The sequence below is a fragment of the Ruegeria sp. AA6 genome (assembly GCF_056542865.1).
On the sequence record NZ_JBQGAN010000023.1, the window covers coordinates 1 to 21,715 of the forward strand.

The 21,715-nt window shown below is 53.8% G+C and carries 22 protein-coding genes and 1 pseudogene; 9 read left to right on the forward strand and 14 right to left on the reverse strand.

Features of this window, described 5'->3' with window-relative positions; all coding sequences use genetic code 11:
* Positions 1-182 precede the first annotated feature (182 nt).
* Positions 183-1,178 (reverse strand): LysR family transcriptional regulator, encoded by a 996-nt coding sequence (locus ACR0LN_RS19445; RefSeq protein ID WP_170570592.1) that lies wholly within the window; start codon positions 1,176-1,178, stop codon positions 183-185.
* A 79-nt stretch (positions 1,179-1,257) separates the two neighbouring features.
* On the opposite strand from ACR0LN_RS19445, the gene ACR0LN_RS19450 reads away from it, so the two are divergent.
* From ACR0LN_RS19450 to ACR0LN_RS19460, 3 genes are all read left to right on the forward strand, one after another.
* Positions 1,258-1,572 (forward strand): hypothetical protein, encoded by a 315-nt coding sequence (locus tag ACR0LN_RS19450; protein WP_170415507.1) that lies wholly within the window; start codon positions 1,258-1,260, stop codon positions 1,570-1,572.
* Between the two features lie 75 nt (positions 1,573-1,647).
* Positions 1,648-2,628, forward strand: coding sequence for a haloalkane dehalogenase (locus ACR0LN_RS19455; protein WP_170570589.1), 981 nt, complete (start codon positions 1,648-1,650; stop codon positions 2,626-2,628).
* A 69-nt stretch (positions 2,629-2,697) separates the two neighbouring features.
* Positions 2,698-3,309, forward strand: coding sequence for a glutathione S-transferase family protein (locus ACR0LN_RS19460; protein WP_170415503.1), 612 nt, complete (start codon positions 2,698-2,700; stop codon positions 3,307-3,309).
* Positions 3,310-3,513: 204 nt separating this feature from the next.
* On the opposite strand, the gene ACR0LN_RS19465 is transcribed toward ACR0LN_RS19460, so the two are convergent.
* A complete protein-coding gene (locus tag ACR0LN_RS19465) occupies positions 3,514-4,320 on the reverse strand; it encodes a class I SAM-dependent methyltransferase (protein ID WP_170817445.1) in 807 nt (268 codons plus the stop codon).
* 142 nt (positions 4,321-4,462) lie between these two features.
* Between ACR0LN_RS19465 and ACR0LN_RS19470 the strand changes: the two genes are divergently transcribed.
* On the forward strand, positions 4,463-5,170 hold the full coding sequence (locus tag ACR0LN_RS19470; RefSeq protein WP_170817444.1) for a winged helix-turn-helix transcriptional regulator: 708 nt from the start codon (positions 4,463-4,465) through the stop codon (positions 5,168-5,170).
* A gap of 180 nt (positions 5,171-5,350) precedes the next feature.
* On the opposite strand, the gene ACR0LN_RS19475 is transcribed toward ACR0LN_RS19470, so the two are convergent.
* Complete coding sequence (locus ACR0LN_RS19475; protein ID WP_480432008.1) at positions 5,351-7,027, reverse strand: adenylate/guanylate cyclase domain-containing protein; 1,677 nt, start codon at positions 7,025-7,027, stop codon at positions 5,351-5,353.
* A 149-nt stretch (positions 7,028-7,176) separates the two neighbouring features.
* Positions 7,177-8,139 carry a LysR family transcriptional regulator gene (locus ACR0LN_RS19480; protein ID WP_480432011.1) on the reverse strand — a complete coding sequence of 321 codons (963 nt, stop codon included), beginning with the start codon at positions 8,137-8,139 and terminating at the stop codon, positions 7,177-7,179.
* 22 nt (positions 8,140-8,161) lie between these two features.
* Here ACR0LN_RS19480 and ACR0LN_RS19485 point away from each other — a divergent pair, with 22 nt between their 5' ends.
* Positions 8,162-8,383, forward strand: a complete 222-nt coding sequence (locus ACR0LN_RS19485; protein WP_170825504.1) for a hypothetical protein — start codon at positions 8,162-8,164, stop codon at positions 8,381-8,383.
* Positions 8,384-8,484: 101 nt separating this feature from the next.
* On the opposite strand, the gene ACR0LN_RS19490 is transcribed toward ACR0LN_RS19485, so the two are convergent.
* Complete coding sequence (locus ACR0LN_RS19490; RefSeq protein WP_480432013.1) at positions 8,485-8,877, reverse strand: RidA family protein; 393 nt, start codon at positions 8,875-8,877, stop codon at positions 8,485-8,487.
* A 116-nt stretch (positions 8,878-8,993) separates the two neighbouring features.
* Between ACR0LN_RS19490 and ACR0LN_RS19495 the strand changes: the two genes are divergently transcribed.
* Positions 8,994-9,794, forward strand: coding sequence for a methyltransferase domain-containing protein (locus ACR0LN_RS19495; RefSeq protein WP_480432015.1), 801 nt, complete (start codon positions 8,994-8,996; stop codon positions 9,792-9,794).
* 46 nt (positions 9,795-9,840) lie between these two features.
* Here ACR0LN_RS19495 and ACR0LN_RS19500 read toward each other — a convergent pair whose 3' ends face one another.
* Entirely contained in the window at positions 9,841-10,620 is a 780-nt protein-coding gene (locus tag ACR0LN_RS19500; protein ID WP_170825506.1) for a methyltransferase domain-containing protein, read from the reverse strand.
* 275 nt (positions 10,621-10,895) lie between these two features.
* Positions 10,896-11,126, reverse strand: coding sequence for a hypothetical protein (locus ACR0LN_RS19505; RefSeq protein WP_480432017.1), 231 nt, complete (start codon positions 11,124-11,126; stop codon positions 10,896-10,898).
* A 111-nt stretch (positions 11,127-11,237) separates the two neighbouring features.
* Here ACR0LN_RS19505 and ACR0LN_RS19510 point away from each other — a divergent pair, with 111 nt between their 5' ends.
* Positions 11,238-12,422, forward strand: a complete 1,185-nt coding sequence (locus tag ACR0LN_RS19510; protein WP_480432019.1) for an alpha/beta hydrolase — start codon at positions 11,238-11,240, stop codon at positions 12,420-12,422.
* Between the two features lie 231 nt (positions 12,423-12,653).
* On the opposite strand, the gene ACR0LN_RS19515 is transcribed toward ACR0LN_RS19510, so the two are convergent.
* The 4 genes and pseudogenes from ACR0LN_RS19515 to ACR0LN_RS19530 form a co-directional block, all read right to left on the reverse strand.
* Positions 12,654-13,226, reverse strand: coding sequence for a carboxymuconolactone decarboxylase family protein (locus tag ACR0LN_RS19515; RefSeq protein WP_480432021.1), 573 nt, complete (start codon positions 13,224-13,226; stop codon positions 12,654-12,656).
* A gap of 224 nt (positions 13,227-13,450) precedes the next feature.
* Positions 13,451-13,657 (reverse strand): annotated as a pseudogene (locus tag ACR0LN_RS19520) (transposase); the annotation flags it as partial.
* A gap of 98 nt (positions 13,658-13,755) precedes the next feature.
* Positions 13,756-14,568, reverse strand: coding sequence for an SDR family oxidoreductase (locus tag ACR0LN_RS19525; RefSeq protein ID WP_170709464.1), 813 nt, complete (start codon positions 14,566-14,568; stop codon positions 13,756-13,758).
* A gap of 12 nt (positions 14,569-14,580) precedes the next feature.
* Positions 14,581-15,450 (reverse strand): SDR family oxidoreductase, encoded by an 870-nt coding sequence (locus ACR0LN_RS19530; protein WP_170709466.1) that lies wholly within the window; start codon positions 15,448-15,450, stop codon positions 14,581-14,583.
* Positions 15,451-15,613: 163 nt separating this feature from the next.
* Here ACR0LN_RS19530 and ACR0LN_RS19535 point away from each other — a divergent pair, with 163 nt between their 5' ends.
* On the forward strand, positions 15,614-16,504 hold the full coding sequence (locus ACR0LN_RS19535) for an AraC family transcriptional regulator (RefSeq protein ID WP_170709468.1): 891 nt from the start codon (positions 15,614-15,616) through the stop codon (positions 16,502-16,504).
* 161 nt (positions 16,505-16,665) lie between these two features.
* Here the strand turns inward: ACR0LN_RS19535 and ACR0LN_RS19540 are convergent, their stop codons facing one another.
* On the reverse strand, positions 16,666-18,375 hold the full coding sequence (locus ACR0LN_RS19540; RefSeq protein ID WP_480432023.1) for an adenylate/guanylate cyclase domain-containing protein: 1,710 nt from the start codon (positions 18,373-18,375) through the stop codon (positions 16,666-16,668).
* A gap of 224 nt (positions 18,376-18,599) precedes the next feature.
* On the opposite strand from ACR0LN_RS19540, the gene ACR0LN_RS19545 reads away from it, so the two are divergent.
* Complete coding sequence (locus ACR0LN_RS19545; protein ID WP_170709473.1) at positions 18,600-19,880, forward strand: adenylate/guanylate cyclase domain-containing protein; 1,281 nt, start codon at positions 18,600-18,602, stop codon at positions 19,878-19,880.
* A 391-nt stretch (positions 19,881-20,271) separates the two neighbouring features.
* Here ACR0LN_RS19545 and ACR0LN_RS19550 read toward each other — a convergent pair whose 3' ends face one another.
* Both ACR0LN_RS19550 and ACR0LN_RS19555 read right to left on the reverse strand, forming a co-directional pair.
* Positions 20,272-21,399: an HlyD family secretion protein gene (locus ACR0LN_RS19550; protein ID WP_170709476.1), complete on the reverse strand. Its 1,128-nt coding sequence runs from the start codon at positions 21,397-21,399 to the stop codon at positions 20,272-20,274.
* Positions 21,396-21,668 (reverse strand): DUF3302 domain-containing protein, encoded by a 273-nt coding sequence (locus ACR0LN_RS19555; protein ID WP_174823519.1) that lies wholly within the window; start codon positions 21,666-21,668, stop codon positions 21,396-21,398. Before ACR0LN_RS19555 ends, ACR0LN_RS19550 begins: the two co-directional genes overlap by 4 nt.
* Between the last annotated feature and the right edge of the window lie 47 nt (positions 21,669-21,715).

Genomic DNA, 21,715 nt, shown 5'->3' on the forward strand with positions numbered 1-21,715 from the left:
TGCTTGTAGCTGATCGACGATGAATTCATCGATGTCACCTATGTCCAAATCCAAGCATGAGCAACCGAACGACGGTTAACGTGACAACACCGCCTTAACAACAATTGCCATCGCTATGCACAATAGTTTCGAAGAGGCGGTTCAAAATGGCAGCAGGGGATCAATTAGCTTGAAAGACGATTTCAGCCAGTCTGTTTTGGCAGCTCTATCGTTACTCCACTCTCACCCCTGAATACACTGATCAACTGCGGAAGAGAGCGTACCAAATGATCACTCAGAACGCGCACACGGGCATTGTCGCGAAGTTCCGCATGGCGCAACAGCCAAAGATCCTGACGTGGAACGAATTCGGGATCTGTTATCCTCACCAACTCGGGGTCCTGGTCGCAAAGGACACAAGGCAAAAGAACCAGACCAATGCCCGCGCGACAGGCCAACTGCTGCGTTCGCATGTCACCTATCCGCATGACTGTAGGATGGTTTGGGAAGGGGGTGCTTTTCTTCCAGGACTCTGAAGAGCCACTGGGACTAAAGCTGATCCAACCCAAGTCATCAAATGGCTTGCCGTTTCGAATTTTCTGAGCAAGTGCCTTGGAAAGATAAATCGCGCGGGCGGTTTCAGTCAGTTTGCGACCAACGAGGTGGTCGTCCGGGCTTTGTCCGAACCGCAATGCAAGGTCGGCATCACGTCTGTCCAGGTCGGACAGCGATGCGCTCGTTATCACACGCAGATCGATACCAGGATGTCTTCGCCTGAATTCGTCCAGAATCTCCAGCATCGGTTTGACCGCCAGAACATCCCCCATCGACAGGGTGAGCGGTCCGGAAATCTCGCGGCTTTGCCCGAAAGTGCGGCGATCCAAGTTGGCAATCTCATCCTCAATGGTTGCAGCTGTCGAAAGCACTTCCTGTCCAGTTTGAGAAAGCTCGATTTTGCTACCTTTTCGCTGATAAAGTGGTGCACCCGCCAACGCGCTCATCGCCTCCAACCGGCGCGCGACGGTAGAATGGCTGATTCCGAGAGCCGCGCCAGCAGCCCGAGTAGAGCCACTTCGCACAAACAGCAGAAAAAGTTTCAAATCGCCCCAGTCCATCTGTCTCATATGTGCACCAATATGTCTCAATTCAGGAAATTGCGTACCGATAGTGAGACTACTAGCTTTGGCCTGTTCGAGCAACTCTGCCCGAGATCATGCCCCAAACGCCGTCTGTGAGGCCGTGCCTGGGGTGAGAAAAGAAACACATAGGAGAACCGAAATGGCATATATTCTTGTTGACATTCTTCCCTTCAGGGAAGGCAAAACCATCGAAGATGCGCTATCCTATTTTGAGAAAGTCCGCCCGGCGATGGAACGTCATGGTTTGCGGCGCGTTGATGCCCCGCTTCGGGCGCTCAAGTCGCTGCGAGGGGCGCAACAGGCTGACCTCATCAACTTGTTCGAGACCGACGATCCCGAAACCTCGATGCAGGGCATGGCGGGAGATGCAGAGTATCAATCTCATATTGCACTGCGCGACTCGATATTCGACCTAGAGAGCGCGTCGATCATTCTGACCACGAAGCGCGCCTGAGCTATCAGGCGCCTTGAAACCGGACGAGCAAGCAGTCCTTGTCCGGAAGAAACCAACTACCTTCAAGGAAATACCATGAAACTCAAGTCAAGTATTCTGGCTTTGGCCGGAACGATGGCGCTCGCCTCGACGCCAGTTGCTGCGATGTCCGAAGGCGCAAAACTGCCGATCCCTGCAGTGTCGGAGGAACTGACGCTCGCTCCACAGAGTGTCGATGTTCTGTCTTCTTCGATGTCATATATCGAGACAGGTTCCGGGGATCCGGTCCTGTTTGTGCATGGAAACCCGACCTCAAGTTATCTTTGGCGCAATGTCATGCCACATGTGGCCGAAACGCATCGCGCAATCGCAGTGGATCTGATCGGTATGGGGACATCTGGCAAACCGGACATCGACTATTCCTTCGCAGATCACGCTCGGTTCCTCGATGCATTTGTTGCCAAGATGGGCCTTACAGATATTACGCTCGTGGGGCATGACTGGGGTGCCGCACTGGCGTGGGATTTTGCTCGGCGCAATCCCGATCTCGTAGTCAGATTAGCCTTTATGGAAGGCGTTCTTCCACCCGCGATGCCGCAGCCCAGCTATGAGGCAATGGGCGAGGAGATGGGCGGCATGTTCCGCGCACTTCAGGATGAAGAACAGGGATACGAGATGGTCATGGAGGGCAACTTCTTCGTGGAAGGCATCCTGCCCATGATGGTCAACCGCACCTTGGGCGAGCGGGCAATGCAGGCCTATGGCGCACCCTATGCAACTGTCGAAAGCCGTCTTCCAACCTGGATGTGGCCGCGCGAAGTACCGATTGGGGGAGAGCCGACAGAGAACGTTCAACTGATGGCCGACATTCAATCCTTCATGGGCGAAACGGATATGCCTGTCTTGCTGACCTACGCGGAGCCGGGCGTTCTGGTGCCGCCACAAGCCGTTCCTTTCTACAGCAACCTGATCGGTGATCTGGAGACAGTGTTTATCGGTCAGGGCTTGCACTTCATCCAGGAAGACCAGCCGGTCGCGATTGGACGCGCCATCGCGGACTGGCTGCGTCGCAACTGAGAATGTCGGGGAGCGGGTGCATTCTTCGCTCTCCATCCGCCACTACATAAATCCACACATGAGACTGAGATGACCAAGTTTTTCCACTTGCCTGCCAGCTGCTCTTCAGCGGTTCACGCGGCACTTACAATCACGCAAACCCCATTTGAGCTCGAAGTCGTCGATCTCGGCAACAAGTCACAGGCGTTTGAAGAGGCCAACCCGCTTGGAAAAGTGCCAGCACTCTTGGACGACGGCGGGCCTGCCTTCGAAGGCGGAGCCATCAACCTATGGCTCGCAGCAAGGAACCCTGAGGCAGGCTTGATGCCAGAGCTTTCTACTTATGAAGGGCGTGAAGCGTTGAAATGGTTGTTCTTCTGCTACGCAACGATTCATCCGATTTGGATCAGGCTGTTCTTTCCGCAGCGTATTGCGGGGGAAGGTGATCTTGCAGCGGTTTCCAAGCTGGCTGAGACTGATTTGATGGATAATTATGCCTTACTGGACGCGGCCCTTCGGGATCAGGATTTTCTCGCTGGCGATACGATGAGCCTGGCCGATTTATATGTGGCGTCGACACTGCACTGGGAGGCCAAGATCGACGGTAAGATCACACAAATTTTCCCTGCGCTTGCTGCCTTGAAGCAACGCGTTTTGGGTGTTCCCGGCGTGAGCAGGGCCTTTGCCGGAGAAATCACTTAGGCGACCTAACCCAAGCCAAAAACCGCAGGGCGCACAACGGACATTCATGCGACCTGCGGCATTTGTCAAAACGGGCTCGATCCTACCATTCGCCGCCTTGCAGCGGGTGCCAACCGTTTGGACAGCGGTTAAGCGGGCAAAACGGCCATTGCTCTGCAGTTCTTCAACGGCCGCTTTTGAGGGCTAGGTTTTTCGCGCCAAGCACTATGCGTTTGGTGACTTGGCCAGAACCACCTTAAAGGTGGCACCGAACTCGATCAAACCATTTGCCTTGCGGTATGGTGCAATGGCCGAGCGATGCGCCTTATCCACCGCATCTTTTCCTGCCAAGCTTATTGCTTTGGCCGCGACACCAGATGCGGCAAGACCAGCAATTGCAGCCGGTTCATCGGGATAGGACCAGGGACTGTCGACGTCGAAGACATCGTATGCTTCGAACCCGCCCTCCTCGACGAACTGACGCAGCACGGTGTCATCAGACAAAGCAAATGGGCCCGGTGCGTTGGGCAGCGGAGGTGGCAAAAGAGGCTTTAAAACTGTCACGACCTCGGCTGCCTCCATGCCTTCTGGGTCGCCCCAAGTCGCGATGGCTATTGCGCCACCGGGTGCAAGGACGCGTTTTACCTCTGACAAAGCCTCGGCGACATCCCCGGCATACTGGATGGCGTTGAAACTTGTCACCAGATCAAAGCTGTCGCTAGGGAACGGGAGTTCCTGCAAATCCCCTACGTGAAAGGCGGCTGCAGGTAACCGAGACTGGGCAATATCGATCAATGCGCTTGATGCATCGAGACCAGTCACCACCGCCCCCAGAGCGCTGGCCTTTGCTGCCGCCAATCCCGCCCCGCAGCCAATATCAAGATATCTGGTCCCCTCGCTCACGCCAGTTCGCTCAAGAACCGTATCAAATACCGGAGCGATTGAGGCTTCTTGATACTTAGCCCAATCCTGCGCCCGGCGGCCCCACAACTCCCCGTTGGTGATCCCCGTCATGGCGGTGTTCTGTGTCATCGTATTCTCCTCAATTTGCGATGACCAACTCCACCATGGCGCAATCCTTTCAGAGTAGTGCGTGGGAAGTACTGATGCTGGTATTTCAGACGTACTAGCCCAAGTGGCTTTGCTGGGTATTATGGACGCTGAGGAGTTTCTTATGAACGTCAAACCATACGGTCTTCTATGCCCGATTTCCCGCGCCAGCCAATTGCTGGAACCTCGATGGACCATTCCAATCCTGACCGAGATTTGGGCCGGAGCCACCAGGTTCAACACGTTGCGACGACGCCTTGGCAGCATCTCCCCCGGAGTTCTGTCTCGGCGACTTTCCGAAATGGAGCGCAATGGTCTGGTGGAGCGTGTCGAAGATAATGCGACCGGTTCTGTAGACTACTTTCGCACGCCCAAGTCCGAAGCTCTGGAACCGGTCATCAAGGCGCTCGGGGTCTGGGCACAACAGAATATCGAAGCTGAGGTCGCTCTCGCGGGAACGCTGGCCTCGCCGATGATGTGGAAATGTCAAAGCGTGCTCCAGGTAGATGCTCTGCCTGACAAGCGGTCAGTAATCCGCTTTCATTTCAGGGATGAGCCAACGGACTACGACACATTTTGGTTTCTGGCCCAGCGAGGAACGCCCCCTGAACTTTGCGTTCACGATCCTGATCTGGATGTCGATCTGTATGTGGAAACTACGTTGGTCGCGATGGGCGGCATCATAATGGGGCGAACCACTTTAGCCAAAGAGACGGAACTGGGGTCATTTTTTCTAAGTGGCGATCCAAGACTGGCTCGCACATTTCAAAACTGGCTGCCCCCCGCACCCTACGCAAGAGTTCCCGACATCCTTCCATTGCGACCGGAATGAGAAACCGGACATCTGCTCAAAGCGCAGCATTTGGTAGGTAAGGGCTCGATGCGGCCATTCTCCGCGGCTTGCATGTTTGGCAAGTCCAGCCCTAAGCGGCCCTTCAAATCCGAGCTTTGCAGTTACTGAAATGCGCGATCAAGCTGCCGGTTTTCCCAGCGCAACTTGGTTCCGGCACCGCTAATCTGGCAACCCTGCCCGGCGAAGCGCTTCAAAGTAACGTTCAGCGCCTTCTGAACCGCCATAGTCCACGTTGCTACGCCATTTCGAGATCGTTTCATCAGGTTCCATTTGCAGCATTTGCGCCAACGCCGCAGACGCCTTTTCAGGTTCCCCAAGCATAGCGTGAGCAGCGGCTCTCGTGCTGTGAAGTGCGGCATAGTTCTTTGAAAAGCGCAAACCTGCCTCAGCATAGGCGATAGCATCATGGTCTCGACCAAGCATTACGCAAGAGGTGGCGGCCCCTCCGGAAGCACCCACGAAAACGGCCCCATATCGGCCCAACCGGAGCGCCGTCTGAAAGCAGCTTAGTGCCATTTTAGGAAACCCGGCCCAGTTGTATCCCCAACCCATGAACAAATGCAGGCGGGCATCTAGTGGCGCTCGTTGCCGGATTTGCTCCAGCGCCACGGAAAGTCGATCCGCGTCCCCGTCGACATTGTAGTCAGCCACTGCAACACTCAGATCAAGCGTTGGGCTTTGACCCGCCATGTGTCGTCCGGCCTCGATCCAGTGTGGCAGCTTCTCGTAGTAGGATGACAGATCGCGTCGAAGATCATAGGTTCTCGCACCATTCATTGTCCAAATAGCTTCGGCATAAGCGGCGGCGAGGGTTGGTTTGGCCTCGATGGCCCTGGCGTGGTACGACAACGTCTCTTTATAGCTGTCGATGCTGGCCTCCGACCATGTGATCATGCCCATCAAGACGCACTGTTCGGCAGTCAGCTCGTCTTCAGGTAAAGCAGAGAGCTTTGCGGTCAGCGACTGGATCAAGATCCCGCTAACGGCATCCAACAGCTTTTCTACAACCTCGTCTTGCCAATCAAAGATAGCTTCGACCGAACCGTCGAACTTCTGAGTCCAGATTTCAGAACCAGAAGAGTCATTTAAGCGTGCTTCCAGACGCAATCGGTCGCCGTGTCCACGCAGCACGCCGCGAAGTGCATATCCCTCTGATGCTTCCGTGGAGGTTATTGCCGCGTTTAACCAGTTGATCGTCCGAAAATAAGAACCGAAATCTGAAGTGAGAGCTGCGGCCATTTCCTTGAGCTCAGCGCGTTGGTCGCTGCACGTGACAGGATGGATGGATAGCTTTGGCAAGCTCGTCTCTGTAAAAGAAGGCGAACTTTGCGGTGCACTCAGTTGTGGTCCATCGTGAATCCACACATCCAGGCTGCGTTGGATGTTCTTGAGCCTCTTCTTCCCAACTGCTTTGAAAGCGTCTGCCAGATTGTGTTCAAGGTTCAGATGTACGGGTTCAGAAATTGCGATACCACCGGTTGGCGCAATGCTCTCAAGCCGTGCGGCAATGTTCACACCGTCACCCAGGATGTCATCACCTTTTTCTGTGATGTCACCCACATGAACACCGATCCGCATGTTTATTAACGAGTATTCAGCCAACTGCTCTTGTAGCTGCATTGCTGCGGTTACAGCTTGCGCCGCGCTGTCAAATTGCACCAGCCAACCATCGCCCATGCTCTTCACGACACGACCTGATTGGCCGGCTATCGTTGGGGTGACGATGTCGCTTTCCAGGTGATCAAGCATTAGAATTGTGGCTTGCTCATCTTTGTGCATAAGCGCCGAATACCCAACGACATCCGCGGCTAGAATTGCCGCCAACCTTCGTTGCAACTGTTGTCCCTTGTTCGACATGCGTTCGACGATAGATGATGCGGCCCTCTACTCCAACTGCCTGAATGCGAGGTTCGCTCGGGGCTCTTTACTGATGCTCTCCGCCCTTGGCATCAGCGTCAGTTCGCGGTCCAATGCGGGGATAACCATCACTTGTAGATTGCCGCATAGCGAGGTGCGAAGAACTTGACGAAGGCTCTGACCTCGGGCCGGCGATAAGCTTCCGGCGAAATGAGCATCAGGTGCGGCACCGCAAGTTCGGGGATTTCGTCGAAGCACCGGATAAAGGAGTCGTCTGTTTCAACCAGTTTCACATTGCTGATCCCAAGGCCTTGGCCTGATCTGATCGCTGCATGCATCAGCTCGAGTTCAGTGAAAGACATAGCGATCTGGTCCGGTGCCACATGATTGGTCAACCATTCGTGGAATACATTCGGAACATCGTCCCGCTGAAAGGTAACAAACCGATGCCCGGCCAGATCATCGGTTGACTCCGGCAAGCCAAATTTGTCCGCGTAATTTCTGCTGCCGAACAAAGACCAGCGGGCCGTGCTGATCTTACGACAGATCAGGTCAGGATCGGGATCGGTTCGAGCCAGGCGCAACGCGATATCAGCCTCACCGGCCATCAGGTCCAGCGCCCGAACGCTGGACAAGAACTCGAATGCGACATCCTGATTGTCGGCAGAGAACTCGTTTACGATCTCAATCATGCGTGCAGAGAAGTTTGCTGAATAAGCTGTAATCCGGATGGGCTGTGTCGACGTCAATTCCTTCGCGCAATCGGCAAATTCGCGGACTGAAGCCTCGATTGCTTCGGCGAGAGGAACGAGGCGAAGGGCTTCTGGGGTTGGTTTGAACCCGTGCGTACCGCGCTCAAAAAGCGTTAAGCCTGTTTCTCTTTCGAGAACATCAATGCGTCGGGCAACCGTTGGTTGGGAGACCTTTAGCTTTCTAGAGGCCGCAAGCGTCGACCCTTCTCTGAAGACGGAGAGGAACACACGAATATCCGACCAATTTCGGAACCCATTCTTCATTTTTGTAGAACAGCACAATCTTGTGCCGGATACCAGAAAAACAGGTGAACAGTTACCTTTGTTGCGACAGCGCAAGTAACTCGGAAAGGAACATGAGATGGCTTCCCATACAATGTCACCCAGCATCTGGACCGTATTTGGTGGACTGTTCGGTTGGACCAAAAGAGCCTGCCCCGAAACCCGTAAGCCGCAGCCTACAGCCAACGATCTTCACGCGGAACGCGACTATATTAATGACGTGATCTGGAGTAATCCCGCTGCGTTTTCGAGTGAACTGGACGTGCAGAACATGATGAGTCTGTATCCAGGAAGGTTCTGACGACACTTGGTGACAATCGGCCAAATAAGGCAACGAGATCACATCCAAGGCAGTTGCGAGCTGTAAGTGACAGCTACGTAACCGCGTAGTGGCCTTCTCAGCTATGCGTCGTCGGCTATGATTGCATCGACTTCGATCTCGACCAACCATTCAGGGTTCACAAACCGATTGATCGCCATAATTGTGTCGACGGGTCGTGCATCGACGCAATACTTCTTCCTTGCCTCGATGGCTTCTTTCCAATTGTCGATATCTGTCAGTATGACTCGCGTCCGAACAATGTCTTGAATTCCGGAACCTGCCTGTTCGAGAGCCGCCTTGATGATTTCAAAGCACTGGGTTGTTTGGGCAAATACATCTCCGACCCCTACGGTCTTGCCTTCAGCATCGACAGGTGCGGTGCCGCCAACAGATATGTGGGGACCAACCCGAACTGCTCGGCTGAACCCAACGATTTCTTCCATCGGATTTCCATTTGAAACTAGCTGACGCATGGCATGAACCTCCTGTTTGTCCCAAGTATACCCATTTTGGCACGGCTTGTTCTTGGTTCAGGTGATGTTAGGGTTTTTTGGTAGAAAATACTGAGCATTAATGGAGGGTGGTTGGGATGGCTGATCCGTTTCAAGATGTAGATGCTGCGGGTGCGGAGTTCATTTCCGCATTTGCCGACTCGATGGACGCGCGTCAGGCCGATCCCACAATGGAAAAGATCGTTTCAAACTATCTGACCAAACTTGAGTTTGCCAAAGATAGCCTGACGGTTGAAGTCGGGTGCGGTGCGGGAGCTGTCACGCGCCGCATTGCGGAGAAGGCCAAACCCGCGCGGGTCATTGGTTTCGAGCCGTCTGTAGGCTTTGTGACCGAAGCAAGAGCGCGGGTTGGGGGCCACGACAATGTGGAGTTTGAGGTCGCTGGTGGAGCGTCGCTGCCCCTGGATGATGGCTCAGTTGATAATGTGGTAATGCACACAGTGCTTACCCATGTTGCAGACCCGGAACCTCTTTTGACCGAAGCAGGGCGCGTTCTAAGGTCGGGAGGGTGTCTCGTGGTGTGTGACGCTGACTTCTCGAAAGCGTCACTAGGAAACATGCCAGACGATCCTCTGGACGCATGCGCCAAGATATTTGTGAACGAGTTTGTCACCGACCCATTTGTTGTCGCCAAGCTGCGCGGCCTGGCCTCAAATGCGGGTTTCATAGTCGAAGACTTCAGTCTTCAAAGCAGAAGTATACTAGACAATGACCAAATGCTCCCCTGGGTCGAAGAAACGGGAAAAGTGTTGATAAAACGCGGTGAAATTGGAGAGGACCTGCACAATGGATTGGTCGCCGAGTATCGCCGTCGAGCAAGAGAGCGCACACTTTTCGGCTATCAGGTCTTTGCAACACTGATTGCGAGGCGGCCATAATCTTGTAGCCAGCGTGGCCAAGGTCAAGCGGCGCATTGTAGAACAATCAACCCTTTTTGCGCGCCACGACGATAAATTGGGTCATGGAGAAAAAGAAGCGTCCAACTTCTGCAAGGCTAAGTTGTTCGTCGAACCACGATTGCGCCACGGCGGGATCAACATGGTCATTTGCGACAGCGTATTGCTTGATAAGGTGCATCATCATGATTGCGAGGCCATCAGGCTTTAGCTGGTGATCCGTCATTGTGAACGACAAAACATCTTCCACATGGTCGCCACGCGCTTTGATCAGTGCGGGCAGTCTTTCCGGGAGGGAACCACTCACAAAGTGATGGTTCCAGGAAGTCAGCATCTTTTGCATTCTGTCGGGCTCTTCGCTGAACCAAATCAAGCTGCCAAAGTGCAGATCGCTAATGACGAGACGTCCGCCGGGTTTGACGCATCGCAGCGTGTCATCCAGTGCACCGTCTACGTCTTCGATGTACTCAAAGACCTGTACCGAGACGGCCTTGTCAGCACTCTCATCCTCAATGGGCAAGCTATTTGCGGCACCAGCCCGAAACTCCACGTTTGCGTAGACGCTGCATCGTTCTTTAGCGGCTGCTGTCATGTCAGTGCTTGGGTCGATCCCGATGACACAGCCATCCGAGCCAACTGCGCGAGCCAACTCCGCTGTTAACATCCCGTTGCCACAACCAACATCCAAAATAGTCTCACCGGGAGCCGGGCACAGCGCATCAAATGAAGCCTGTCTTCGCCGCGTCAGTTCAGCTCCCTGATAGGCGATTTCAAGTAATTTCGTTGTCTCCGCGTCAAACTTAAGCAAGTCATTACCCCCCCAAATTACCAGCCTTCTATTCGCACGACCTTACCAGACATACAGAACTCCTCGAATGACCATTTTGTTGGCAAGGCGACAGACCTTGATGGTTTACAACGAGCGAAACTCTGTGCTTCAGTTCGGAAGGGCTGATCCATATGTCCAGCTTTACTGAAGAGAGTGAAAAGGCGCGTAAGCAGTGTCGTTTAAGGCCAGCAGAAGTTGATTAATTGCAATGCAAGAGGAACCCTTCAATGCGACCCACGCGGGTGACGGTTCTTTTAAGAGTTCACCGACTTCGACGAAGAAAACTCTTGGGACAACTTAACAAGCTGTGTTTTCGGCACCACTAAGCGTTCCGCTAGTTCGACGTCGTCATTCAACAAGGCGCGACAAATTTCGTCCTCCAATTGATTTGCCAAACTAAGTAACGCGCTCGCGGTTTTGACGGAAGTTGAGGTCTCTCTAACGAGCGCAGCGCGGTTCAGGTTATTCGATGAGATCTGCGGCATGGTCTGTCTCCCCACTGGCTTCATACGCAAGCTTATCCGCATCAATTCGCCGAAACCGTTGACATATCGTTGCTGCATCGTTGAATTTTGTAGATAGCGTTGGAGGTATGCATGCGGCAGTGGGTGTTAGATCGGAGAGACGGTAAATTGTCTTCCGGTCAAGAGCATTCGACTTTGTCGCCAAAAGCCACGGAAGTATTAGAGTGCCTGATCGCTGCGAACGGGGAGGTCCTGTCGCGGGAAGACATACTTCAGTCCGCATGGCAGGGCTTGCACGTCAATCCAGATCTGGTTCGAGAGTACATTTTCGAAATTCGCAAGGCGTTGGGCGATGACGCGAAAGATCCAAACTACATAGAAACTGTTGGTCGGCGTGGGTTTCGCTTGATTGGGGCGATTTCAATTAACCCTGCGGCAAAAGACCTCTCAAATTCTAGTTCCGTGTGCAGTCAACCCAATCCTCTGCCGCCTGTAAAGTTTTGCCATTCCAAGGACGGGACTTCCATTGCTCATACTGTCTCTGGCGCGGGTTACCCTTTGCTGATTTCCGGCAGTTGGATGACCCATCTGGAACAAGACTGGCAGAACCCATCCTATGGCGATTACATCCGGCACCTTTCGGAAAAGTTCTCTGTCATTCGATACGATCAACGCGGAAATGGGCTGTCCCAATGGTCTGACGTCGACATCAGCTTTGAGGGCATGGTCGATGACATGGAAGTCGTGATCAATGCCTATGGTCATGACAAAGTGGCGATACTTGGTTTGTCACAAGGTGCGTCTGTGTCTGTGGCCTACGCTCTGCGACGGCCTGAACGAATTTCCCACTTATTGCTCAGCGGTGGATATTCACGTGGGCGCAAGCAACGCGGCAATGTCGCTGAGTTCGAGGAAAGCGAAGCTCTGGTCAAATTAATCCGCAACAGTTGGGGTAACGAAAACCCTGCTATTCGGCAGATTTTGACGACCATGTTCATGCCCGACGCGACCAAGGAAGAGATGAATTGGTTCAACGAGTTTCAAAAGCTTTGCGGGCCAGCTGAGAACATCGCACAGTTTCGCGCCTTGTTTGACGATATTGATGTGAGTGACCTTTTGGCAAAAGTCTCTGTCCCAACACTGGTGCTTCACAGCGACAGGGACGCTGTTGCACCGCTCTCCGAAGGGAAACTGCTGGCGTCTGAAATTCCGAACGCATCGTTTGTTCAGTTGAACAGCCCGAACCACTTACTATTTGCGTCCGAACCAGATTTCCCAAGAATGATTGAGAGTATTGAGAGTTTTACTCGAACATAAGGACGCGGGCATGTCGGTCGTGCCGCCTGTTTTGGTCACCGAAATTGGGAGCTACCGATACACTGGCGCTGACTATACCAGCAATCGGCGGTAGAAATGCTGGAAGTCCTGTTTGTTTGCTTGGCAACCAAGCTTAGAACTTTAAGAACTTTTGGAGCCTGAAAACCAAGCAGCCGCCCTTGCCGCGCTGGCAAAGTACATCAAGATTGAAGTACCTGGAACGTCTTCAGCTCAAGGTATATCGAGGCCATTCTCCCGTCCAAAATCGGTATAGAAAGTGTCGCTGCGGTATCGATCCAAAGTGGCTTCGTCTGCTTGTCTTGGGTCGTTGCCAGGGCTCTGGACACCGGTTCCTTCTATGAAGCGGTTCACGAGATTGAAGACACCGCAGACCTGGATAGCATCGAACAGCGCGCTCTCTGACCAGCCTGCCGCGTAGACTGCTTTTGCGTCGGCTTCTGTCATTCGGGATGGCGAGACAGTGAGCTTTTCAATGTATGCCAGCAATGGTTTGAGACGATCTTCGATTGGCGCCGTATCGCGGTCTTCCATCAGTGCCTCGATTGTTTCGACCTCAATGCCGTAGGCTTTGGCGAAAACGATGTGCGCCCCATGGCAATACGCACACGCATTCAAGCCCGAAACATAAGCTGCTATTAATTCACGTTCAGCAACTGAGAGGTCGCTCTCGCCCCTCATAACAAGGCTTTCGTATGCACAAAGCGGAGAAAGTTTGTCTGGAAAGGCTTGATAGACACTTCCAAGCGTCGCGTTCTCCGGCAGAGATGGAAACAGGCGTTTCATTCAATTCTCTTTCAATCTTGCTTTGGATTACGTTTTCTCAAAGTGAGGAACCAACGTTGTTTACGCAACCCCAAAACAATACTTGGCCGCGCACAAAAACTTTGTGTAAACACGGCAAACTGCAAGTTTGCCCGGCCACACCACGACATGTTCGTCGATTGGTGATAGGTCAGTTCTTTGGTGCCGTTCTTGAAAATTTGCAAAGTCAGCTTTCTGCGGTGAATTCAACTGATCGCCGCAACACATTCTGTGAACTTCTCAGCTGGTGTTTGATATTGCAAGGTTTTGCGAGGCCGCTCATTGAGCTGTCTTGCGATGGCACTGAGTTTCGCTTGCGAGTGCACCGATAAATCGGTTCCACGTGGTAGGTATTGGCGAAGAAGGCGGTTGGTGTTCTCGTTTGAACCGCGCTGCCACGGCGAATGTGGATCGCGTAGAACGGCCCAAACCGGACTCTCGTCGTGTCAAACGATGCCGCAGCGCAGCTTCCCGAAAGCGGACCTCGCTGTCGCTGCGGTTCCGCCAAACCTTACTCCTTCATCAACTCTTTGATCCCGCCGATAAAGGTCGCGTCGTCCTGTGTCTTGCGCCTGTCGAGCAACTCCACCGCATCCACTCCTGCCCGGTACCTGAGGCGGTCACCGCTATCATTGGCAGCGTCCCAGATGACGTCTGCAACCGTCTCTGGGGCGGACGGACTAGACGCCAGCTTTCCGAAGACTCGCCCCATGGCTTCGGCCATCGGGGCATAATCGGCGAGCCCCTCTTCCATGGCGAAGTCGAATGAACTCCCGCCAAAGTTGGTTTTGATCATGCCGGGTTCGACAATGCGGACATGGATTCCGAGTGGTTCAAGCTCGTAATGTAGTGCTTCCGACAGACCTTCGACCGCGAACTTCGTCCCATGGTAGAGCGTGCCGAGCGGGAATGTGATCTGGCCGCCGATGGATGAGATGTTGATGATCTTGCCTGCGCGGTTTGCACGCATATGCGGCAGCACGGCTTGCGTGACCTCCATCAGTCCAATCACGTTGGTATCGAACTGGCGGCGGATGCGATCCATCGAGAAAGCCTCCAGCGCGCCGTATGCTCCGTAACCCGCATTGTTGAGAAGGACGTCGATCTTGCCAAAACGGTCGATGCCGGCGGCGACGGCGTCCGTGATCGAAGCGGGATCGGTGACATCGAGACGCACGACCTGGACGTTGTCTAGTTCGGCTAGGTCGCCTGCGCTGTCGGGGTTGCGCATGGTGGCGACGACGTTCCAGCCGTTGGTTTGGAAATGTTTGGCAGTGGCCTCTCCAATGCCCGAGGAGGCGCCGGTAATCAGAATGGTCTTCATGGGGTATCTCCTTCAGGCGTTGAGCTTAAGCATATCTTCGATGCCGAAGCTGGTCATGACAGTGCGGGTGACGTCGTGAAGCACGTCATTGTACCTTTCGATCTGCGGACCAACGCCCACGTGATCCACAACGGTACGGAATGGCTTTTGCCCGAAGGGTTTGTCCAGAAGATTGACGACCGCTTCCGCGATCCGTTCGGGGCGTTGATCGGGTGTCGCCTCCAGCATCTCGGCCAAGCCGGCGGCCGACATGGCGGGCACCGCGGCAAACTCCCCGTACTGCGCCTCGCGGTCCCAGTCGGCTGGCGCGACCATTCCGTCAAAGAAGGCCGTCGGCATGGCGCCGGGTTCGATGATGCAGGATTCCACTCCGAACCCCGACAATTCGGTCCGATAGCATTCAATAATCGCTTCCAGCGCCCATTTCGACGCGGAATAGGTTCCATAGAACGGTGTCGCGATCCGGCCGATAAGGCTAGAGGTGTAGAGAACCGTCCCCCGCCCTTGCGCCCGCATATGGGGCAACGCCGCGCGCATGACACGCTGCACGCCCATGACATTCACATCAAAGACACGCGCCATATCCTCGGGCGACATCAACTCTTGAATACCGTATGAGCCAATCCCGGCATTGTTGAACAGGACGTCAATGCCTCCCAGATGTGCAATGGCTTGGGCCATCCCACGCTCGGCGCTTGCCGTGTCCGTCACGTCCATTTCGACGATGGACGCCCCCGCCGCTTCAAGCTCCGCAACTGTCTCGGCGTTATTTCCCGCGCAGCTTCGAACACTTCCTGCTACCTGATAGCCTTGTTCGAGAAGCGCGAGTGCAGTCGGCTTTCCAAACCCGCCTGCGATACCGGTGATCATAACCTTCTGCATGTCGGTCTCCATTGTTGTGACATGATCACGATAGTCTTAGCGATCTCCACGTTCTTTCATGTTCGGCCAGAATTCTTGCCTGATCCTCCAAAACCGCAGATTTCTGTTATGACAGATTTGGTGCGGGATGTTATCGATAGGCGTCACATTGGAGGCCATCAACATGAACAGCCAAAACCTGTTGTCACATGTGACTACGCTGCTCGACCAGGCAGGCGTTGCCGAGGGCGCAATCCTTCATGCGCCGAGCGGCACCCACTTGCTCCGGCATCACGCAACAACCGAACTGAATGCGACAGTCTATCGACCGCTTCTTTGCCTGATCCTGCAGGGGGCGAAGCAAGTCGGGTCCAGCGCCCGAACACTGAGGGTCGGCGCCGGACAATCGCTTATCGTCAGCCATACCTTGCCGGTTGTTTCGCGGATAACTGAGGCGTCGACGGAGGCGCCTTACACAGCCTTGGTCTTTCCTCTCGATCTCGATCTTCTCAGGTCATTAGCCCCTACGGTGTCGCCCGCCTTGAGTGTGCAGTCCGCTGATCCATTCTCGATCTGTTTGTGTGACACCGATCCAAGTCTGGCAGACGCACTTCACCGCTATTTCCTTCAGTGCGAGGAAGGGGAAGCGCGGCAACTGTTGGCACCGATCACGTCCCGCGAAATCCATGCAAGACTTCTGATCGGACAGCATGCGAAGACCCTGCAAAGGCTTCTCTGGCATGAGAGCACCGCCAGCCGAATTTTTATGGCAACCCGCGAAATACAGGCAAACCTGTCAGAAACCATCGCTGTCGGAGAACTGGCTGAGAGGATCGGGATGAGCAACTCGGCCTTCTTCGAGCACTTCAAAGCTGTCACAGGAACTTCACCGCTCCAGTATCAAAAGGACCTGCGTTTGTTGAAGGCCAGAGACGACCTGCGGACGAGCCGTGCCAAGGTTTCCGAAGTTGCATTTGCCGTGGGCTATGAAAGCTCGGCACAGTTCTCTCGAGAATACTCGCGCAAGTTCGGCAAATCGCCCCGGCAAGATCGCGAACTTGAGCCTGCGGACTGAGGCTACGTTCGGCCCAGAGCCGACCTTGATCAAGGTCAGACGTTGCTGCAGTCGCAGCCCAAATTCCGGACTTTCGCCGCATCTGCAAAATCTCAGGTGGATCGAACTGACGCTAGGCAAACGAAGCCTCCGGATTGGATCACTAATTTGGTTCTGCTATCTCAGATTGGAAGGCCTGCCTTCAGCCAACCTTCCCGCCATTGCTCCGAGCATGCGGGAACGCTGAATATGGGGAGTCTCGTTTGCTCTTTGATGTCGAGATCCGGACGAAGTTCCTTCAGTTCAGCTACCGCGGCCCTTGCTGACTCCAGGTCTCCGTTTTGAGCCAAGGATGCGATGAGCATGAGATGCGTAATCACGAATTTCGCCCTAATGGCCAAGGCGTTTCGGTTGGCTTGTACGGCTTCACCATAGCGGCCAAGTTGGAAAAATGAGGAGGCTTGCCCGACATATGCTGCGTGTCGCAATGGATCTTTCGGACTGAGATTGATCGAGTGTGTCGCGTGTTCCAGAGCTTCTTCGGGTCTGTCGAGAAAATTCAGATTGATGCCAGCAAGCATGTGAACGATCGCAGCGTTCGGATTTTCAGCTAGTGCTTGTTTAAAAACTGCGCGAGCTCGCGGCAAGTCTTGTGCAAGCATAGAGATCGAGTGTGCGGCGTAAGCCAACGCAATTCCATCCGCGCGATCACTTAACAATACACGTTCTGCTGCGGCCACGGCTGCCTTAGGCCCTTCGTCAATCGGTTTCAGTCCCTGCACCATCCTTTGGATATGCAACCACGCAAGTAATCCAGCTGCCGACGAATAATCAGGATCGCGCTCCAACGCCAGACGCGTAAGGCGAATGGCCTCACGGTTGTCTTCGTCCGTCAACAGGTGAAAATGTGACTGGGCCTGGAGATAAAGTTCATACGCATCGAGGTTTTCTGTCGGTTTTTCCCGAGCGCGGACCGTCTCGGCATGGCGAACGGACGGTTCGATCGCCGTGACAACTTCCTGTGTGACCTGATCTTGAAGGTCAAAAACATCGTCCAGCAACCCATCGAAACGATCGGCCCAAAGATGACTGCCATTCTCGGCATCAATTAACTGTCCTGTTATCCGAAGACGCTGGCCTGCGCGCCTCACCGACCCCTCCAGCACATATCTCACGCCGAGCGCCTGCCCGACTTCGCGAATGTCGGTGCTCTTACCTTTAAACGTAAAAGATGAGTTCCGCGCCACGACCATCAACCAACGAAATCGAGACAACTCTGTTATGATGTCCTCGGTAATTCCGTCGGCGAAAAACTCTTGCTCCGGGTCGCCCGACATATTGTCAAACGGCAGCACAGCAATACCGGGTTTCTCAGCTTTGCCAGTTGGACTTGTAACCGCCGAACCGACAGGCCAATGCCACACACCAACTGGGCGTGCAATGTTCTTCAACTCAGTCTGCTGGCCGCCAGAGAACGAGGCGGCGGCGTTCCTGTCCAGGCTGTTATGTGCTGTGTCAGAAAGCAATATCTGCCCCGGTTCCGCTATTGCCTCGAGACGGGCAGCTATGTTGATACCGTCACCGAATATGTCATCACCTTCCGAAACGACTTCGCCGGTATGTATGCCGATGCGGATTTGGATTTCCTGTGGTCGGTCAGCAATCTGAACAGCAATCGCGCATTCTGTTGCGGCTGATGCAGAGCGAAACTCAACAATCCATCCGTCGCCCATGCTTTTGATCAGTCGCCCATCATGGGCTGCTAAAGCGGGTATTAGATGATCCTCACGGAAAGCCTTAAGCGCTTTGAGTGTTCCGTCCCTATCCTGATCCATCAACGCCGAGTATCCGGCGACATCAGCCGCCAGCACCGCAGCAAGCCTCTTTTCCATAGTTCTCTCCCCGCTTGTTGGAAGCTAGCCTGCAGAGAGAGCACTGTCAGCCAGATAATCAGAGCAAGGAGGTCCTATCAGGAAAGCGCAACCGCTTTGGGCTCGCTCCTGCCTTGGGTGCATTGCAGCTTCCATACGCCAAGCTGATCCTTTCGCAAGACCCCGCCAATAATCCGAATGACATGAACAACTAGCTGTAACACAATATGGTTGAGGAGAGTGCTATGTCAGATGTTTTTGACCGCATTTCAGACTGGTTGCAGAAGCTGGCCTTCTTCGATGGGGATATCGGAGGTTTGGTCCAGCATTTAAGTCATCGGTTGGTCGATGGTGGAGTTCCGGTCGCTCGCGTTTCACTGGGTCGTCTGATAATGCACCCCGTTATTGGGCTGCTTGATGCGACTTGGGATGCTTCAAGCGATCGAATAGATTGGACTGTTATGCCGCGGAGTTCGGTTACGGATGATCTTTTTGACAAAGCTCCATTTGGTGAAAACACAAAAGTAACAGAAAAACTCGCTAAAAAGTTCATGCATACCGAGATTTGGGACTTGGTCGACAGCATGGATGGCGAATTTGAAATGATGCCGTCAATTCGCGCTGATCTCACTGATCCGTCTGTCCGGGAAAACTACCCAATTTACCAAAAGCTTGCGGCATCTGGCATCACTGACTACTTCGTTTTTTCTGCTCCGTTCGGAACACGCACAATAAGTTTCGACAGCGGGTCAGAGTGGCTGCTAGGTGTCTCGGTATCCTTCGCCACAAAGAAACGGTCGGGTTTTTCCGACCGGGAGATCAATGGTCTTAGGCGTCTTTCAACACCTTTGTTTGGGACGGCTCGTGTTTTTTCTGAGCAGTTCTTGGCGGCTGAATTGATGGAAGCATATTTGGGCAGGATTTCAGGTCGCTCTGTCTTAAGTGGACAAATATCGCGTGGCGATGTTCGAGAGATCGACTGTGCGCTTCTATACAGTGACATGCATGGCTCGACGGCCCTAAGTCAACGTCTGTCCCCAAAAAAATACGTCGCGGCAGTTAACCGTTACTTTGACTGTGTTGCTGGAGCGGTTCACGACCACGGGGGAGAAGTACTAAAATTTGTCGGCGACGGCTTGCTTGCCATATTCCCGTTTGACGGACGTAGAAGGTTGCCAGAGGACATGTGTGAAGCAGCATTGTCGGCCGCAAGAGAGGCGTTCCAAAGGCGGGAGGAAATCTCGACTGAGGACCGAATGGACTTCGGTATTGGTCTGCACATGGGGGCTGCCGTTTACGGCAATGTTGGCACTGAAAGAAGGCTGGACTTCACGGTGACCGGCTCCTCGGTCGCAAAGGTTAGCAGATTGGAAGACCTGACGCGGTCCCTAAGAGCTCCATTACTTGCTACCAGTGAATTTGTGAGACTTGTCTCCGAAAGTTCCGAATCTCTCGGACCGCACAGCTTGCGTGGTTTCGACGACGAAATCGAGGTATTCTCCTTCCAGCCCTTCACTTCGCTTTAGATTGCTCTGGCGGTGATGTGAGTTGCCAGTATTACAAATGAGAAATCAAAACACGATCATAAGTAGGGCAACCGGCCCAGAGCCGACCTTGAATGGGCCATTTGAATGCTGCGGCTGTAGCACGCTTTGGTGATAGTCACCGCACTTGCTCGGTTTCATTCACCTTGAAGGTCTGCACCGCGGACGAAGCAGCCAAGCGGGTGGAAAGCGATAGAGGTTGTAAGCCGGCCCAAACTGGACACGGCTGAGTCCTGCATTGCAGCTTCCTTGCAGCAATTGTTCATGCAGACCGCAGCGAACTGCGGCTTTTGTCTCGAAGCAACAGACGCTGCGGTTTGTACCGACGTCCGCTTCCGCGTTAGGGCTCGCGGTCGACCCTCAATCGCTTTTGCTACAGTCCTGGTCTGATGTAATTCAGGATTGAGTTCATCCTGACAATCACTTTGCGGATTACGTGCGTCGCCGCTGCTGAATCAGTGTACATCGCCGCTAAACCGGCTGCGCCCGGAGGGATCGTTTCCAGTATGTCAGGGTTGTCCGGAATAATGGTAACGATGAAGGGCTCGCTTACGATCTCCCCAGCCTGAAAGACCGTTCCGCTAACTTCAGCTTGTCCCTGTGAAGAAATGTCAAAGATCGTATCCACCGTGCCGGTTACCAGCTCTCCCGGTCTGATTTTGAAGGCAATTTCGGCAGGCTGGCCTGGTCGAAGATGACGCAGATAGATCTGATGCACCTGAACAACCAAGGCTTTTTCCGCGGTGTCAACGAACACTCCCGCGGGCGAAAACGGGAAAGATACCACTCTTTGACCTTCCGTGATCGCAAGGTTGTTCACAAAACCTTCGGACGGAGCACGGACAGTTGTCTCTTGAAGATTCCACTGCGCTTGATCAAGCGCCGCTTGCGCTTCTGCAAGCTTAGCGACAACGCCATCCGGTGTGAGGGCATCGAGTTCTACCTGTGCACGAGAAACAGCCGCCTGCGCTTGATCGACCGCGCCTTGTGCCGCGTCTAGATTTGTTTGGCGTGTTTCGAGACGGTTTTCGGAAATTGCTCCGCTTTCGACAAGCCTGCTATCATCCTCAAAGCGTGATTGAGCAAGGTCTCGTTGCGCGATTGCCTGACGTAGTTGCGCTTGGGCGGAGGCAAGGCTCTCACGGTCCTGCCGAATTTGTGCCTCGACACGTGAAACTGTTGCTTGCGCTCGTGCAGCCGCAATTTCGAAGGGTTCCGGATCGATGCGGAACAAAACGTCGCCTTTTTGCATCGGAACATTCGGTTCTGCTACGACTTCTACAACTTGGCCAGCGACGTTTGGCACAATTGGAACAGCTCTCGTCAAAACCTTAACGGGTCCGGAGGGCGCTCCCCATTGCATTGGAATAAATAGAAATATGAGTAGGATAACCATCCAGCCGATGGTCGAAAGCCATGTCGCCTTGGAGTTTGGAAGAACCTTGAGTTTTACAAGAACGAAGAGGACGGCAACATAAATGAGGGTAAGAAAGACAATCATGACGCGCCTTCCGACCGAGCACCGGTTTCAGGATCGGTTGCTGAATTCGCCATTGCTTGCAGCGGCGACTTTGTGAACGCCCAAATCAATGCAAGCGGCCAAAATACGCCAAAGGTAATCGCGCCCAACCAGCCAGCTACATTGATCGCATCTGCTTGGGGATGTTCCCGTTGCTTTGCAATTTTTCCAGGCAGCATTGCCAAAGTCACAAATCCTACAATGACTGTGAGGATCAGTATAACAAGTACGATCCAGGCAAAAATGTCCAATCCACTCACTCGAATTGCCTTTCTATTTTAGCGATGGCTCTCAGGAT